The organism is Sulfurospirillum diekertiae (genome assembly GCF_002162315.1).
In the GTDB taxonomy this organism is placed as follows: Bacteria; Campylobacterota; Campylobacteria; order Campylobacterales; family Sulfurospirillaceae; genus Sulfurospirillum.
Window position 1 is genome coordinate 304,013 of sequence record NZ_CP021416.1, and the last position, 14,984, is coordinate 318,996.

Below are 14,984 nucleotides of genomic sequence, written 5' to 3' on the forward strand. Positions count from 1 at the left end.
ATGTAGGAATTGTTTTGGAGAATAACGACAACAAACAACAGAAAATTGTTCAGATGTTTAATGAGATTGCAGGGACTTATGATACTGCCAACCGCGTTTTAAGTATGGGCATTGATATTCAGTGGCGTAAAACAGCGTGCGATGAAACTTTTGCACGCTACACTAAGCCAATCGAGCTTATCGTGGATGTCGCGTGTGGTACAGGCGATATGATGGGCTATTGGGCAAAACAAGCCAAAAAAGCAGGACGAAGCATCGGCAAGATTTTAGGCGTTGATCCTTCCACTGGTATGACGGATGTGGGCAAGCAAAAATTCCCCGAGTTTGAATTTGTCATCTCCGAAGCGACTGAAATTCCACTTCCAAATGAAAGTGCCGACATCTTAAGTATCAGCTATGGTATTCGCAATGTCGTACGTCGCCAAGAAGCTTTTAGTGAGTTTGCACGTGTTGTCAAAAAAGATGGCTATGTGGTCATCTTAGAATTTACCAAAGATGAGAAAAAAGGCATTTTCTTTGCTCTTAAAGATTTCTATCTCAACAAAGTGCTCCCCATTTTAGGTGGACTGATCTCTAAAAATAAAGCAGCCTATGAGTATCTTCCAAACTCCATTGAAGGCTTTTTAACCCCGACTATGCTTCAAAAAGAGCTCGATATCGCAGGGTTTGAAACGGAATTTATCAAAAGTTTTTCGATGGATATTTCGACGTTGGTCATTGCTAAAAAACGCTAATGAGCCAAACCCTTAGCGTCTCGAGTTTAAACAACCAAATTAAGTCTCTCCTTGAGACAACCTTTTTACATGTAAGCGTGGAAGGTGAGGTTTCTAGACCCACCTATCACAGCTCAGGGCATCTCTATTTTACTCTCAAAGATGCTGACTCTTCCATCTCCTGTGTGATGTTTAAAGGCAATACAAGAACGTTGAAATTTCAAGTGGAAGAGGGCATGGCAGTGGTCGTTCATGGCTCCATTTCGGTTTTTTCACCGCGTGGAACCTATCAGATCAACTGTACGATGATGGAACCTTCCGGCAGTGGAGCACTCGCAAAAGCCTATGAACAGCTTAAAGTTAAACTTGGTGCTAAAGGCTATTTTGAAGCAGAGCATAAAAAGTCCTTGCCTCGTTTCGTTAACCATATTGCTTTGGTGACTTCAGGCACTGGTGCAGCGCTTCAAGATATGCTCCGCGTGGCAACGAAGCGTTGGCCATTAGTAAAAATCACTCTGCTCGATACTCTGGTTCAAGGTGAGGGTGCGAAATTTGCCATTGCTTCCAATATTGCACGGGCAGATGCGCTTGGTGCAGATGTGATTATTGTTGGGCGCGGTGGCGGAAGCGTGGAGGATTTGTGGGCATTTAACGAAGAAATTGTAGCCGACGCTATCTTTACATGTAAAACACCGATTGTTTCCGCAGTAGGGCACGAGATCGACTATGTGATCAGTGATTTTGTAGCCGACTTAAGAGCGCCAACCCCTTCTGCGGCGATGGAGATGATTCTTCCTGATAGTGTCGAGATGTTGCAACGCATTGATGGTTTAATGGAGCGCTACAACCTTGTTTTTGGTCGCATTTTACGCTCTAAAGAAGAGAGTTTGACACATCTGACGCGTCTTTTTGCCAAACGCTCCATCGATGAAAAACTCTCTTTGTGGAAAAATGAGATTGGCATTTTACAGAGTCAATACAACGATAAAATAGCACTTCTATACCGAGAAAAATCACGCCAAGTGAATCTTCTTAAAGAGCAGATTATCTTTCAAACCAGACAAAATCTGGCTAAAAAAGAGCAATTGCTCTCTTCTTACACGATTGCGCTAAACTCTAAAGAGCCAACACGCGAACAAAAAGAGTGTTATGCTCAGATTGTCAAAGGGGGTAAAAAAATTGCCCTTGAAAAGATAGCTGAGGGTGAAATTTTTGAGCTCCAAACACTGCATACCATTTTAAAAGCCAAAGCCTTAGAGAAAAAAGTCCTTATCAAGGAGTCATAGATGCGTTTTTTTGCCATCTTATTTTCGTTGTTTGCGGATGTTTCATCACGTGTTATGGATGTTCCAACCCGCACAAATGTGAGTGAGCGTCTTTTAGTCTTAACGCCGAAGACTCCTAAAGCGGTTGTTGTTCTCTTTGCAGGCGGACATGGTGGACTTCAACTCTCCACTGAGGGAAAGTTTGGTTGGGGTGAGGGTAACTTTTTAATGCGTACGCGTGAGCTTTTTACTCAAGCGGGATTGATGGTAGTGATTGTCGATGCGCCAAGCGATCGACAAAGAGAACCTTATCTGAATGGCTTTCGCCAAACCAAAGAGCATGTGCAAGATATAAGCTCTGTTGTTGCATGGATTCAAACGCAGACGACTGCACCCATTTGGCTTGTGGGGACGAGTCGAGGTACACAATCGGTTGCATACATCGTAACGGAAAATTCAAATGGCATTCATGGTATTGTGTTGACTTCTTCCATTCTTTATGATGCAAAAAGTGATGCTGTGACAGAAATGAAGTTAGAAAAACTCACGATGCCTGTTTTGGTGATACATCATCAAAAGACGGCTGTTCACACTGTTCGTTTGACCTGATCCCTTCTTTAATGAATAAACTCAGTGCTTCTTCCGCAAAAGAGCTGATTGCCATCGAAGGCGGACAAACCAAAGGTGATCCTTGTAATGCCTTTGGACATCATGGTTTTAATGGTGTTGAGCAAGAGGTGGTGACTCAAATTGTCAATTGGGTTATAGCCCATTAAAGATGATGTTGCTCTTTGAATGCTTCTGCTTCATGAATCGCCTTGACGATTTTATCTGAAAGAACAGGAAGCTCGTTGTATTTAACCCAGAGAGTATCTTCAACAATATCGTGAATTTCACCTGCAATTTCAACTGCTAAACGTTTCAATCTTGCTAACTCTTTTTTGAGCTCTTTTTCATCCATAAGTTCTCTCTCCTTGTGTGATATTTTTGTTACAGTTGCAAGGAGTATTCCTTGTGGAGCAAGTATCTATTGAAGTAAAATTTAACAAGAGTTAAGATTATCAAAGATAACGTATTAAAATTCAGGTTTATTGAATTATTTGCTAAGTACAATTAAGGCAAAATGAACGAAAAATAGGTATATTTATTTTTAATAAGGAGCCTTTTATTAAGACTCAAAAAGCTATCAAGTTTTATCTTCTTTACCTTTTTATTTTTTTAATTACCCCTGTATTGCTTTTTTCAGAAACTACTTCTCTTTCTCCAACAATGGCTTCATTGCTTACCAATGATGAAAAAGCATGGCTTTTAGCACATCCAACGCTTAATGTTGGAATGGACTCTGAATATGCTCCCTATGAGTGGGTCAATAAAAATGGAGATTATGTTGGTATGGCAGTGGATTACTTGCATCTTTTGGAGAAAAAACTAGGGATTCATTTTAAAATTGCTAAAGGAAAATCGTGGAGCGAGGTTGTGGAACTGGCTAAAAAAGGGGAAATAGATGTTTTAACTAGCATTGTTCAAACACCTGAGCGTTTACAATATTTTCTTTTTTCTGAACCTTATCGTGACACACAGACAATGATTGTTGACAATGGTGAAGGTAAATTTATAGGCAATTTGGAGCATTTATCGGGTAGAAGTGTTGCTGTTGAAAAAGGTTACTTTACGCAAGAGTTACTCAAAACAAAATATCCCAACATAAAAATAGTATTAGCCAATACTATTTTAGAAGCTTTAACCTCTGTGATGGAGAGGAAAGCAGATGCTTATGTCGGTGACATGAGTGCTATTAACTATGCGATTAAAAATAATGGGCTTGCGAAGCTACGTATATCAGGACAAACAGAATTTTCAAGCCAACACCGTTTTGCCTTTTCAAAAAATAATCCTATGCTTGCTACCATTATGACAAAGGCCATGGCTTCTATTTCAGCTGAAGAATCCGACGCAATCTTTAATCGTTGGATTGGTATGCGGATAGAACAAGGTATTCAAGCTAAAACACTTCTAAAGTACAGTGTAGGACTTGCTTGTTTGTTCATATTGTTCGGTTATTGGTATTATAGATTGCATTGCGAAATAAAACACCGCCAAGCAGCGGAAATGCGGGAACATCACCGCAATACTGTTTTAGAAATGATTGCAAAAATGCTCCCACTATCTAAAATTCTTGAGTCCATTGTTCAAAATGTGGAAGAGCAAAATCCAAAAATGCTTTGCAGTATCCTTTTACTTGATTCTGAGGGTAAGTTTTTTTCACAGGTGATTGCGCCACGCTTGCCTACATTTTATAATGAAGCCATTCAGGGTGTTTCTATAGGTTTAGGTGTTGGTTCATGTGGGAGTGCCGCGTATTTGAAAAAGCGCGTTATAGCTGAAAACATCGATACACATGTTTATTGGCAACCGTATAAAGAGATAGCTCTTCGTGCGGGGCTTCAATCGTGCTGGTCAGAACCAATTCTTTCATCAAGTGGGGATATTTTAGGAACATTTGCTATTTATCACACATGCCCACAAACTCCTATCACAACAGATATTGCCATCATAGAGCAATCGGCTAATCTTGCGAGTATTGCAATTGAAAAGAGTATATCAGCCATCAAACTAAAAGAGAGCGAAGAACTTTATAGACGCTTGACTGAGGAAGTAACCGATGTGATTTGGAAAGTAGATCGTGACTTAAAAATTACCTATATAAGTCCAGCGGATGAGAAATTTAGAGGCTATAGAGCTGATGAAGTGATCGGTCATCACGTTTTTGAAATGTTTGCACCTGAGAGTATTAAAATTATTTCTGAAAAAATAAAGCAGAGGTTCGAAGCGCAACAAAAAGGAATGCGTACGGAAGAGTTTGTCACCTATGAAATACAACACAGATGCAAAGATGGTAAATTGATTTGGGGTGAAATTATTTCAAAGCCAGAATATAATGCAAGTGGTGAGATTATTGGCTTTCACGGTATTACGAGGGAAATTACAGAGCGAAAAGCAATGCAAGATCGTGTGCAACAATTAGCATTTTATGATTCTCTTACAAAGTTACCCAATCGCATACTGTTAAGTGAGCGACTAAGTTATATGTTAGCTGAAATGAAACGGATTCAAAAGTACAGTGCACTGTTCTTTCTTGATTTAGATAATTTTAAATCGCTCAATGATACCTATGGTCATAGCATTGGGGATTTATTACTGTGCCAAGTTGCACAGAGGCTTCAAAAGTGTGTCCGAGAAATGGATACAGTAGCACGCTTTGGAGGAGATGAATTTGTGGTGATTTTAAATACACTTCATGAAGACAATCAGGTGTCCGTTGAACAAGCTCATCGCATTGCCGAAAAAATTCTTCAGAGCTTGTCTGCTCTTTACGTGCTGAATGTATCCCATGACAAGAGTCAAGAGAAATTGGTCGAACATAAATGTACGGCAAGTATCGGGGTATTGGTATTTAAGAGTGCTGAGAAAACACCTGACGACCTTTTAAAACAAGCGGATGCTGCGATGTACAAAGCTAAAGAGGCTGGGAAAAATAAAATTTCTTTTTATGAAGCTCCCTTTTAAATAGTTAATAAGTGGAGATAGTCTCTATAAAAAATTGCTTCTTAACTTCACTTAAAAAGGAGGCTTTGAAACTGTTTTTGGCTAAGGTTTTAATCTCCTCCTTGTTTACATGTAAACTTTTCACTACTGCTTCATAGTTTTCATTGATATATCCACCAAAATAAGCAGGATCATCAGAATTGATGGTTACTAAAACACCTTGGCGCAAAAGCTTCACAATATTATGCTCTTGCATCCGTTTCACGGCTTTTAGTTTGACATTGGAGAGCGGACAAATCGTCAAAGGAATTTGTTTCTCAATGAGAAAATCCACCAATTTTACATCCTCCTCGCAGCGAATGCCATGGTCGATTCGGTTTACATGTAAAAGGTTAATCGCTTCCCAAATATAGGAGCTATCTGCTTCTTCACCCGCATGTGCCACGATTTTATAGCCTTTTTTGGCACTTGCCTCAAAAACACGTTCAAATTTGGATGGCGGATGCCCCACTTCACTGGAATCTAGTCCAACACCAATAATTTTATCTTTAAAGGGCAGAGATTGTTCCAACGTTTCAAATGCATCTGCTTCGCTAAGATGGCGCAAAAAACTCATAATCAGAAAAGAGCTAATACCCAGTTCCTCTTCAGCTTTTGTAAGTGCTTTTGTAATGCCATCCACAACGGTTTTAAATGCAATTCCCCGCTTAGTATGTGTTTGAGGATCGAAAAAGATCTCTACATGGACAACGTTTTGAGCTTTACATGTAAGAAGGTATGCCCATGTTAGATCAAAAAAATCAGACTCGTTGATCAGCACATTAGCGCCCGCATAGTAGATATCTAAAAAAGATTGCAACGAGGTGAAGTTGTAGGCACTTTTGATCTCTTCAATGTTTTGATAAGGCAGTGCAATATTGTTTTTTTGAGCGAGTGTAAACATAAGTTCAGGCTCGAGTGTGCCTTCAATGTGAAGATGCAATTCAGCTTTGGGAAGTTTTTGGATAAGCTCTTTCATGAATTCTCTTTTTGAAAATTATAGCAAAATTAGCATATTGAATAGAAATAGGCAAATTTCAAAGCGTTCTATGCTAACGTTATTGTAGAGCTTTTGCTAGAATTAAGCTATAAAATATCTTCTTAGGAGTTACCATGAAAATAGCACTTATCACAGGCGGCAGTAGAGGTTTAGGCAAAAGTATGGCATTACATTTGGCGCAAAAAGGACATGATGTCATTATTACCTATCAAAATTCAAAAACAGAAGCGCAAAATGTAGTAGATGCGATACAAAAGCTAGGTCAAAAAGCAGCTTTGTTACAGCTAGATATTGCTCAAACAAAAACATTTCCTCTGTTTTTAGAAACGTTTAAAGCGCTCCTTGCTTCACAGTGGAACACCAATCGTTTTGATATTCTCATTAACAACGCAGGTATTGGGATTAACACTCCTTTTATAGAGACAACGGAAGAGCAATTTGATACTTTGATGAACATTCATCTCAAAGGAACTTTCTTTTTTATTCAAACCTTGTTACCAATCCTCAACGATGGGGGTAAAATCCTCAATATCTCATCAGGATTGGCTCGCTTTAGTTTACCAGGGTTTGCAGCGTATGCCATGATGAAAGGTGGCATTGAAGTTTTGACACGGTATTTAGCCCTTGAATTAGGAAAACGCAACATCTCCGTGAATGTTTTAGCTCCCGGTGCAATCGCAACAGATTTTGGTGGGGGTGTGGTGAGAGACAACGAAAATGCTAATGCGTTTATTGCGTCCCAAACAGCGCTCGGACGAGTAGGGCTTGCCGATGATATCGGTGCAGCCGTTTCATTACTTGTTTCTGATGATGCTCATTGGATCAATGGCGAACGTATCGAAGTTTCTGGCGGAATGCGTTTGTAGTACAATAACACTCAAAAAGAGTCAAAGGGTATGGTGTGGAAGAAAAGCTATATGAGCTCGCCGTCTTACTTCAAGAAGAAGCTCGCAAAGATGGGCTTAATGAGACAGGTATCGCTAACATCAAGGTTTTTAAAGCCTCAAGTGTTACTGAAGCGTTGCATACCGTGTATGAGCCTTCTCTTTTCATCATTGCTCAAGGTGCAAAGAGGGTGATGTTAGGATCCAATACTTATTGTTATGATGCCTCTTCGTATTTAGTCTCTTCGATGAATTTGCCAATATCAGGGCAAATCATCGAGGCATCGTTGGAAAAGCCATTTTTGTCGATGCAACTTTGTTTTACACCTGAATATATTTTTGATCTTGCGTCGCAAATGGATTCTGTGAAAAAAGGAACAATCCAAACGCCTTTGGCGATGAGCGTGCATCGCGTGAGCGAAGAGTTGATTGACGCAATACTCAGATTGGCAAAACTCTTTCAAAAAGCAGAGGATAGTTCTATTCTAGCACCACTTATTATCAAAGAGATTCTTTACCGACTATTGCAAGGAGAGTATGGTGTTGTTTTGCGACAGTTTGCGTTGCATGGCTCAAATGCAAACCGTATTGCTCAATCGATTGAGCTGATAACTTCGGATATTTCAGAGCCTCTGCACGTTGGACTTTTGTCGCAAAAAGTCGGGATGAGCGTCTCGGCTTTTCACAAACATTTTAAATACGTGACAGCGATGAGCCCTCTTCAATACCAAAAACAGTTACGTTTGCAAAAAGCCCGTGAACTATTAGTGACCAAGATGAATGAAGTAGGGGAAGTTGCATATAATGTGGGTTACGAAAGTCCTTCTCAGTTTAGCAGAGAGTATACGCGATTTTTTGGTCTTTCGCCTCAAAAAGACTTGATGCAGTTTAAACGAGAGATAAAAAGTGTGTGACATTTTTTAAGAAGAGTGGAGTTATACTTTTGACGAAACTTATTTCTCAGGGCAGGGTGTAACTCCCTACTGGCGGTAATCTTACATGATAAGAGAGTCCGCGAGCGCTTTTACATGTAAAAGTAAAAGGTCAAGCAGATTTGGTGTGATTCCAAAACCAACGGTTAAAGTCCGGATGAGAGAGAATGTAGTGCATTATTGCCATTGTTGATGACAAAATCGTGTGTCTATATTTAAAGATGCCCTGATTCTGGTAAGTTTACTCACCTTCTAGGAGTAGACCATGAATCAAATTTGTAGGGACTCGTCCCTTCACTCTTCTGTTAAGCAAGCCATTGCTTCGCTTCAAAACCAAAACGGCGTGATCGTTATGGACAATCCGGGTCGTGAAAACGAGGCGGATATTATCTTCCATGCAGGCTCCCTCACCACAGAACAAACGGCACTGTTGATTCGTGAATGCAGTGGCATTGTTTGCCTTTGTTTACCACCGCAAAAAGTCGATGAACTTGAACTTCCCATGATGGTCTCGCACAATAAGTCAAAATTTCAAACGGGTTTTACCATTTCGATTGAAGCCAAAGAGGGTGTGACCACGGGTGTTAGCGCACGCGATCGCCTCACAACCATACAAGCGGCGATTCATTCAGAGGGTAAAACGAAGATCGTCTCACCAGGGCATGTTTTTCCCCTTCGTGCTAAAGAGGGCGGTGTGTTAGAGCGTGATGGTCACACCGAAGCTTCTGTGGATTTGATGCGTCTTTCAGGACTTTCACCGTATGCAGTTTTGTGTGAGCTGACCAATCCTGATGGTACGATGAGTGTAGGCGATGCGATTTATGACTTTGCTTCTAAACAGGGGTTTCCGATTGTTAGCATTGATGAGATTATTGATTATCGAAAAAAGCATACGCTTTAAGATGTGCCCGTTATAGGCTTTTGAGCTTATAACGGGCACTCATTTGGGCATGAACAAACTGTTTAAACTCACTAAAAAGTCTGCTTTGGTATTTGCTTTTATGGTAAATGAGGTAAAACGATCGATCAATTTTTAAGTTAACCAAGCTCACTTCAAAGAGTTCTCCACGTTTTAGTTCATTGGTAACGGCAACTTTGGAAAGACAGGTGATGGTTTGTGGATTATTGAGCAAAATGGTTTTTGCCTCTTCAAATTCGGAGAACTCCATTACGATTGTCAAATCTTTGGCAATTTCACCCAAAGCATCTAAAAAAACTTCCCTCGTCCCAGAGCCTTTTTCTCTTAAAATCCACTTTTTATGAAATAACTCATCAATAAAAAATACTCCATCCCCAAGACAAGAATCCCCAGAGACAACAATAAGTTGGTCATCGCCAATAGCTTCTTTGAGAATGTCTGCATCCTCGCACGAGGATTCGATAAATCCTATGTCAATGGTCGAATCTTTTACCATTTGGATAATCTGAGAAGAGTTTTGAATGTCTTTTTGAATCGTTACCTCTTCATGCTGTGCCAAAAAATCAAAAACAATTTGTGGAGTGATAAAATCCCCAATCGTTTTACTCGAAGCGATCTTTAAAATTCCCGATATTTTACTGTTCTTAAAAAAATCTTCAGCATCATTCAACGCTCTAAAATGCGAATAGGTTTTCTCTTTAAAAAGCCTGCCGATTTCATTCAGCACCAATTTTTTTCCGATGCGATCAAAGAGTTGTTCTCCTATTTGCGCTTCTAACGACTTGATGGCAAGAGAAATAGCAGACTGGCTGATACCCAGTTTTTGTGCCAAGTTTGAGATATGTGAATCTTCACAGAGAGAATAAAAAAATCTCAACTCTTGAAATGTCATAGCCCCTCTTTAATATAATATATTTATGATTATATCAAATATAATTTATTTTACTTATCAAAAAAATGATTTTATAATGACACAAAACTTTCAAGGATACCTATGTTTCAAAAAGAAAATCGAAATAACACCTTAAGTGGTATTTTATTTGTAGCGCTCTTTTCGATGAGTGCAACGTATATGGCTGATTTTGCTGTTTTGAAACATCTTGGTATTAGTCCTTTGATTGTGGGTATTGTACTGGGTATGATCTACGCCAATACCTTGCGCAACAGACTCCCCAAAGAGTGGGTTCCAGGCATTCTCTTTTCAACCAAAACCATTTTGCGAACGGGAATTGTCCTTTATGGCTTTCGCATTACGTTTCAAAACATTGAAGCGGTGGGAACGGCAGGCATATTTACCAGTGTTGTGATCGTTGCTTCGACCTTTATCATCGGCTATTTTATTGGAACAAAAGTGTTAAAGCTCGACAAAGAGACAACGATTCTTACCAGCGCGGGCAGTTCCATTTGTGGTGCGGCGGCTGTTTTAGCGACCGAACCGGTCATTAACGCGGAGCCTTATAAAAGTGCTATTGCGGTCTCTACGGTTGTGGTATTTGGAAGTATTGCCATGTTTTTGTATCCATTTTTATACAAATTGGGTGTCATTCCGCTCTCTCCTGAGGCGATGGGCATTTACATTGGTGGCACGAGTCATGAAGTAGCGCACGCGGTGGCTGCTGGTAATGCTGTGGGTGTTGAAGCTGCAAAAACTGCAGTCATCGTGAAAATGATACGTGTCATGCTTCTTGCCCCTTTTTTAGTCATTTTAGGGTTTTGGTTGGTACGCACAACACAACACGTTGCTCAAAAACAAAAAAGCAAGATTACCATTCCTTGGTTTGCCGTCTTTTTTATCGTTGTTGCAGGATTTAACTCTTTTAACTTTTTACCACAAAGTCTGGTTGTTGACATTAATGCGGCGGATACGTTTCTGTTGACTATGGCGATGACAGCGCTAGGAATGGAAACGAGTGTGGATAAATTTAAAAATGTGGGGATGAAGCCTATCTATTTAGCGACTATTTTATTTGCATGGCTGATGGTGGGCGGCTTCTTTATTGTCAAATTCTCTTTGAGTTTATAGGTAAAGAAGAATATCAAGCTCTAGCGATTCTGGTTTGGTGGCGGGCGCAAAACGGTTGACAACAATCCCACTTTTATCGACTAAAAATTTGGTGAAATTCCATTTGATCGCTTCAATACCCAAAAGCCCCTTTTGCGCCTCTTTTAGGTAGGCGTAGAGCGGATGGGTATGTTCACCATTGACATCGATTTTGGCAAACAGAGGGAAGGTTACGCCATAGGTCAACGAACAAAAACTCTTGATCTCATCTTCATTCAAAGGTTCTTGGTTCATAAATTGATTGCACGGAAAACCTAAGATGACAAATCCCTTATCTTTGTACTTTTCGTATAAAATTTCTAGCCCTTCATATTGACTTGTAAAACCGCATTTACTCGCAACATTGACAATGAGTAAAACTTTATTTTTAAACGTACTCATTGAGATCGTTTCGCCGCTAATCGTTTTGACTTCAAAATCATAAATACTCATGAAAACTCCTTGTTTTTACAAAACATGAAAGGTAGAAAATTATAGCAAAGTTATGCGCTAGTCTCGTCCCAAAAATTCAGAAGCTTCGGAGATGATCAAAAATGCTTCGGGGTCGTACTCGCGGATAATGTCTTTTAAAAGTTGAATTTTTGACATTTCAACGGTCACTAAAATCATCGTCTTTGTTTGCTTTTGATGATGCAATCCAATGCCTGTAAAAATTGTACCATGCTCTTCTATGCGCTCTCTGATCTGTTCGGTTAAGGCTTCTACGTTGTTGGAGACAATCTTCACCACTTTTTTCGATGGACGACCAGTCAGAATAACGTCAATGACTTTGGCTGTCACATACACGCCAATCATACTATAGAGTGCTTTTTTGAGGTCACCATAAACGAAGATATATGCAAACATGATAGTAACATCGATGCTTAAAAGCACTTCGGAAGCTTTAAATTTACTTTTCATTGCCACGATTTCACCCACCACAGAGGTACTTCCTGTCGAAGAGCGTCCTTTGATGACTAAACCAACACCTAGACCTATGAAAATACCACCAAAAATAGCGGCTAAGAGAATATCATCGGTGAGTGGTTTGAGGTGCAGGAATTCTCGAAAAAGATCGGTGAAAAAAGAGGTTGCAAACATCGCAAGCAAGGTTTTAAAGGTGTATTGTTTCCCAAAATAGATAAACCCTAAAATGATGAAGGGAACACTCACAAGCATGATGAGTGTTCCTAGTGTGAGCGAGGTAATGATATAGTGGAGTATCAGTGCGATACCAATGCCTCCACCGGTGACCATATTGTTCGGTGATAAAAAACAGACAACGGCAAAAGCCATCGACATTGTGCCCAAAAGGACATAGGTGTATTGAAACAGCGCTAAGGAGCGCGAAGGCAATTTCATTATTTCAAATACCCCATCAAATTAAAAATGGGCAACTTGCTACTACTTTCCAGTTTTTTCATCCATTTATCCACAGCATCTGGTTTTTCCCAAACAGCATGGCTTACATTGGAAAGCTCTTCAACTTTGGTTTTAGCGGTTTGAATGGAGCCTACTTCATCAATAAGGTGAATCCCAAGGGCTTTACTGGCGATAAAAACTTGTGCATTGGCAAATTCATTGGGTTTAGCCAGATTGAGTCCGCGTGCGGTGGCGACATCGGTGATAAAAAGTGTGTACGCATCATCAATCAGCTCTTTAAGCGCACCGCGCTCTTTGGGGGTCCATTCACGGGTGAACGTTCCCATCTGCTTGTAATCGCCTGCGGTAATGATTTGCTCCGAAATCCCCAGTTTTTTAGCCAACTCCGCCACATTGGGCGCTTGGAAAAGTACCCCAATAGAGCCAATAAATGCGCCAGGATTAGCGATGATGTAATTGGACCAAATCGAAGCATAATAACTTCCACTGGTCATACTGCCAGCAGCATAGGCAACCACAGGTTTGTGTTCGCTCAAACGTTTTACCGCCATTGAAAGCTCGATGGAAGGGGCTAATGCACCACCAGGAGAGTCTACTTGTAAAAGCACCCCTTTGATTTTGTCATCTTTGTCTGCTTTGTCAATCTCTTCTAAAATATCTTGGACATTTAAGATTTCACCTTCGATTTTAACAATTGCAAGGTTTGGGTTTTTAAGCTCTTCTTGAGAACCATAAATGAACACTAAAAGCAGTATAAAAAGCATTGCTTTAAAGTGGTTTTGGATGTAGCTCAAAATAGCGCCGATCCAGATAAAAGGTTTTTTAATCAGTTCTAGCATGGTTGTGTTTCTCCGTCAATAAAAGTTAAATGGGTTTGGTGTGTGTGTAAGATGAGTTGTAAAGCCACATCTTCTTTCTCGCACGCTTGGGGTAAGGTTACCACGATAAAGTCGCTATAGCGCTCTTTTTCAAGGACGCCACATGGTAGTTGCAACGCTTTGGCAGCGTTACATGTAACGCTTTGTAAAAGCGTTTGTGCAAGGCTTGAAAGCTCTAATTTGGGGTGTAACATCAGAGCACTTCGCATCTCATCCCAGAGGCTGAGTGAAATGTTGGAGCTAAGACCATCGGTTCCTAGGGTGAGGTTAATGTTCTCTTTTTGCACTGCTTCAAGATCAAGTTTTCCTACACCTAAAAGTCGGTTGGAAACAGGGCAATGGGTTAGAGTTGCTTGTTGTTCGGCAATCGTATCTAACTCGTGTTTTGTTGCTTGTACGGCGTGGGTGAAAAGCGTTGGATTTTGCGAAAAGAGCTCTAGGTATTCGACCGCTTCACACATCGGTTTGGCGTGTGGATTAAACGCACTAAAGAAGCTTTGAAAATCGCCACTCCCTGTATCAATCCATGCACGCTCCGCAGGGCTTTCCATAAAATGCGTCGAGACCACACATCCCTCTTCACGAGCAATTTGAAGCGCTTTTTTAGCCAAAATCGGGTGTGTTGAATAGGGCGAATGCACTGAAACGGCAGGTATAAAACGTTTACATGTAAACTCTTGTGAGGCTTCAAGTCGTCCTCTGAAATCTCCATACATAGCATCCACCGCACTGGGGACTGAACCTAAAACCTCATTGAAATAAACGACACGTTGAGGTGCCTCAACACACGCTTCCAAGTCGGCTCCAAAACTGCTGATGGCACCTAAAGTTGTAGTGCCACTTTTGAGCATCTCTTGGAGTTTACATGTAATGAGTTCTGTTGTTGCAAGTGCACTGAGCTCTTCACGGTGTTTGATGACAGAGCGAAGCCATGCAATAAAATCGCCATAGCGAAGCATACTTTGGTTAGCACTAAATTCTAAATGCACATGGCTGTTGATGAGACCAGGTAAAATCACACTATTTTGAGGTGTTTCGATCACGGTTACTGTGGGGTGTTTGGCTTTAAGTTCCACACTTGTTCCCACTTCGAGGATGTGTGTGTCAAACAAAACAGCACCCTCTTCAATGATCTCAAACGACTCGTTGCATGTTAGTACAAAATCGGCAGTTATGAGAGTCACTTTTTTTCCTTTAATTTACTTATGGCGTTCTTGCAGAACTTTGTATATATTTTTAAAGCGAAGCTTCAAAAACAACAGTAGCACTAGGTTTTTCTTGGCAGAATGCCACGTACCTATAGCGCTTTTTGTTCAAAGTATCTCTTAAAAAAAACTTCTTTTATTGAGTCTAAAAAAAGATAAATTGTGGCGTAATTGTATCC

The 14,984-nt window shown here is 40.3% G+C and carries 16 protein-coding genes and 1 riboswitch; of the genes, 9 read left to right on the plus strand and 7 right to left on the minus strand.

The genetic code is table 11. The features are described from left to right. Positions 1 to 53: 53 nt before the first annotated feature. The 4 genes from ubiE to Sdiek1_RS14805 are packed head-to-tail and all read left to right on the plus strand — an operon-like array spanning position 54 to position 2,754. On the plus strand, positions 54 to 734 hold the full coding sequence (ubiE, locus tag Sdiek1_RS01595) for a bifunctional demethylmenaquinone methyltransferase/2-methoxy-6-polyprenyl-1,4-benzoquinol methylase UbiE (protein ID WP_238099249.1): 681 nt from the start codon (positions 54 to 56) through the stop codon (positions 732 to 734). Further along, the gene (gene xseA / locus Sdiek1_RS01600) at positions 734 to 1,999 is read left to right on the plus strand and encodes an exodeoxyribonuclease VII large subunit (RefSeq protein ID WP_087437592.1); all 1,266 of its coding nucleotides are present in this window, start codon (positions 734 to 736) and stop codon (positions 1,997 to 1,999) included. The genes ubiE and xseA overlap by 1 nt, the downstream gene beginning before the upstream one ends. Beyond that, positions 2,000 to 2,587: an alpha/beta hydrolase gene (locus tag Sdiek1_RS01605; RefSeq protein WP_087437593.1), complete on the plus strand. Its 588-nt coding sequence runs from the start codon at positions 2,000 to 2,002 to the stop codon at positions 2,585 to 2,587. Positions 2,588 to 2,598: 11 nt separating this feature from the next. Further along, on the plus strand, positions 2,599 to 2,754 hold the full coding sequence (locus tag Sdiek1_RS14805; protein ID WP_161491966.1) for a hypothetical protein: 156 nt from the start codon (positions 2,599 to 2,601) through the stop codon (positions 2,752 to 2,754). On the opposite strand, the gene Sdiek1_RS01610 is transcribed toward Sdiek1_RS14805, so the two are convergent. Continuing rightward, a complete protein-coding gene (locus tag Sdiek1_RS01610) occupies positions 2,751 to 2,939 on the minus strand; it encodes a CCE_0567 family metalloprotein (RefSeq protein WP_087437594.1) in 189 nt (62 codons plus the stop codon). The genes Sdiek1_RS14805 and Sdiek1_RS01610 overlap by 4 nt on opposite strands. A 317-nt stretch (positions 2,940 to 3,256) precedes the next feature. Here Sdiek1_RS01610 and Sdiek1_RS01615 point away from each other — a divergent pair, with 317 nt between their 5' ends. After that, complete coding sequence (locus Sdiek1_RS01615; RefSeq protein ID WP_161491967.1) at positions 3,257 to 5,545, plus strand: diguanylate cyclase domain-containing protein; 2,289 nt, start codon at positions 3,257 to 3,259, stop codon at positions 5,543 to 5,545. A gap of 4 nt (positions 5,546 to 5,549) precedes the next feature. Here Sdiek1_RS01615 and Sdiek1_RS01620 read toward each other — a convergent pair whose 3' ends face one another. Further along, the gene (locus tag Sdiek1_RS01620) at positions 5,550 to 6,542 is read right to left on the minus strand and encodes an adenosine deaminase (RefSeq protein ID WP_087437596.1); all 993 of its coding nucleotides are present in this window, start codon (positions 6,540 to 6,542) and stop codon (positions 5,550 to 5,552) included. 134 nt (positions 6,543 to 6,676) lie between these two features. On the opposite strand from Sdiek1_RS01620, the gene Sdiek1_RS01625 reads away from it, so the two are divergent. The 3 genes from Sdiek1_RS01625 to ribB all read left to right on the plus strand — a co-directional run bounded on the left by Sdiek1_RS01625 (position 6,677) and on the right by ribB (position 9,280). Further along, entirely contained in the window at positions 6,677 to 7,429 is a 753-nt protein-coding gene (locus tag Sdiek1_RS01625) for an SDR family NAD(P)-dependent oxidoreductase (protein WP_087437597.1), read from the plus strand. 35 nt (positions 7,430 to 7,464) lie between these two features. Continuing rightward, positions 7,465 to 8,361 carry an AraC family transcriptional regulator gene (locus Sdiek1_RS01630; protein ID WP_087437598.1) on the plus strand — a complete coding sequence of 299 codons (897 nt, stop codon included), beginning with the start codon at positions 7,465 to 7,467 and terminating at the stop codon, positions 8,359 to 8,361. A gap of 38 nt (positions 8,362 to 8,399) precedes the next feature. Beyond that, positions 8,400 to 8,552, plus strand: a riboswitch (FMN riboswitch). A gap of 92 nt (positions 8,553 to 8,644) precedes the next feature. Further along, entirely contained in the window at positions 8,645 to 9,280 is a 636-nt protein-coding gene (gene ribB / locus Sdiek1_RS01635) for a 3,4-dihydroxy-2-butanone-4-phosphate synthase (RefSeq protein WP_087437599.1), read from the plus strand. A 10-nt stretch (positions 9,281 to 9,290) separates the two neighbouring features. Here ribB and Sdiek1_RS01640 read toward each other — a convergent pair whose 3' ends face one another. Beyond that, positions 9,291 to 10,190: a LysR substrate-binding domain-containing protein gene (locus tag Sdiek1_RS01640; protein WP_087437600.1), complete on the minus strand. Its 900-nt coding sequence runs from the start codon at positions 10,188 to 10,190 to the stop codon at positions 9,291 to 9,293. 102 nt (positions 10,191 to 10,292) lie between these two features. Between Sdiek1_RS01640 and Sdiek1_RS01645 the strand changes: the two genes are divergently transcribed. Then, the gene (locus Sdiek1_RS01645) at positions 10,293 to 11,321 is read left to right on the plus strand and encodes a YeiH family protein (RefSeq protein WP_087437601.1); all 1,029 of its coding nucleotides are present in this window, start codon (positions 10,293 to 10,295) and stop codon (positions 11,319 to 11,321) included. On the opposite strand, the gene Sdiek1_RS01650 is transcribed toward Sdiek1_RS01645, so the two are convergent. The 4 genes from Sdiek1_RS01650 to mqnF are packed head-to-tail and all read right to left on the minus strand — an operon-like array spanning position 11,316 to position 14,784. Continuing rightward, positions 11,316 to 11,792 (minus strand): glutathione peroxidase, encoded by a 477-nt coding sequence (locus tag Sdiek1_RS01650; RefSeq protein ID WP_087437602.1) that lies wholly within the window; start codon positions 11,790 to 11,792, stop codon positions 11,316 to 11,318. The two genes, Sdiek1_RS01645 and Sdiek1_RS01650, sit on opposite strands and share 6 nt — an antisense overlap. 57 nt (positions 11,793 to 11,849) lie before the next feature. Beyond that, complete coding sequence (locus tag Sdiek1_RS01655) at positions 11,850 to 12,701, minus strand: YitT family protein (protein ID WP_087437603.1); 852 nt, start codon at positions 12,699 to 12,701, stop codon at positions 11,850 to 11,852. After that, complete coding sequence (gene sppA, locus Sdiek1_RS01660) at positions 12,701 to 13,561, minus strand: signal peptide peptidase SppA (RefSeq protein WP_087437604.1); 861 nt, start codon at positions 13,559 to 13,561, stop codon at positions 12,701 to 12,703. The genes Sdiek1_RS01655 and sppA overlap by 1 nt, the downstream gene beginning before the upstream one ends. Further along, positions 13,555 to 14,784 carry an aminofutalosine deaminase family hydrolase gene (mqnF, locus tag Sdiek1_RS01665; RefSeq protein ID WP_087437605.1) on the minus strand — a complete coding sequence of 410 codons (1,230 nt, stop codon included), beginning with the start codon at positions 14,782 to 14,784 and terminating at the stop codon, positions 13,555 to 13,557. Before mqnF ends, sppA begins: the two co-directional genes overlap by 7 nt. Positions 14,785 to 14,984: the final 200 nt, after the last annotated feature.

Bases quoted from the DNA above. Each gene is read 5' to 3' on its own strand.
- ubiE (WP_238099249.1), top strand. From the start codon at position 54: ATGTTTAATGAGATTGCAGGGACTTATGATACTGCCAACCGCGTTTTA.
- xseA (WP_087437592.1), top strand. From the start codon at position 734: ATGAGCCAAACCCTTAGCGTCTCGAGTTTAAACAACCAAATTAAGTCT.
- Sdiek1_RS01605 (WP_087437593.1), top strand. From the start codon at position 2,000: ATGCGTTTTTTTGCCATCTTATTTTCGTTGTTTGCGGATGTTTCATCA.
- Sdiek1_RS14805 (WP_161491966.1), top strand. From the start codon at position 2,599: ATGAATAAACTCAGTGCTTCTTCCGCAAAAGAGCTGATTGCCATCGAA.
- Sdiek1_RS01610 (WP_087437594.1), bottom strand. From the start codon at position 2,939: ATGGATGAAAAAGAGCTCAAAAAAGAGTTAGCAAGATTGAAACGTTTA.
- Sdiek1_RS01620 (WP_087437596.1), bottom strand. From the start codon at position 6,542: ATGAAAGAGCTTATCCAAAAACTTCCCAAAGCTGAATTGCATCTTCAC.
- Sdiek1_RS01625 (WP_087437597.1), top strand. From the start codon at position 6,677: ATGAAAATAGCACTTATCACAGGCGGCAGTAGAGGTTTAGGCAAAAGT.
- ribB (WP_087437599.1), top strand. From the start codon at position 8,645: ATGAATCAAATTTGTAGGGACTCGTCCCTTCACTCTTCTGTTAAGCAA.
- Sdiek1_RS01640 (WP_087437600.1), bottom strand. From the start codon at position 10,190: ATGACATTTCAAGAGTTGAGATTTTTTTATTCTCTCTGTGAAGATTCA.
- Sdiek1_RS01645 (WP_087437601.1), top strand. From the start codon at position 10,293: ATGTTTCAAAAAGAAAATCGAAATAACACCTTAAGTGGTATTTTATTT.
- Sdiek1_RS01650 (WP_087437602.1), bottom strand. From the start codon at position 11,792: ATGAGTATTTATGATTTTGAAGTCAAAACGATTAGCGGCGAAACGATC.
- Sdiek1_RS01655 (WP_087437603.1), bottom strand. From the start codon at position 12,701: ATGAAATTGCCTTCGCGCTCCTTAGCGCTGTTTCAATACACCTATGTC.
- sppA (WP_087437604.1), bottom strand. From the start codon at position 13,561: ATGCTAGAACTGATTAAAAAACCTTTTATCTGGATCGGCGCTATTTTG.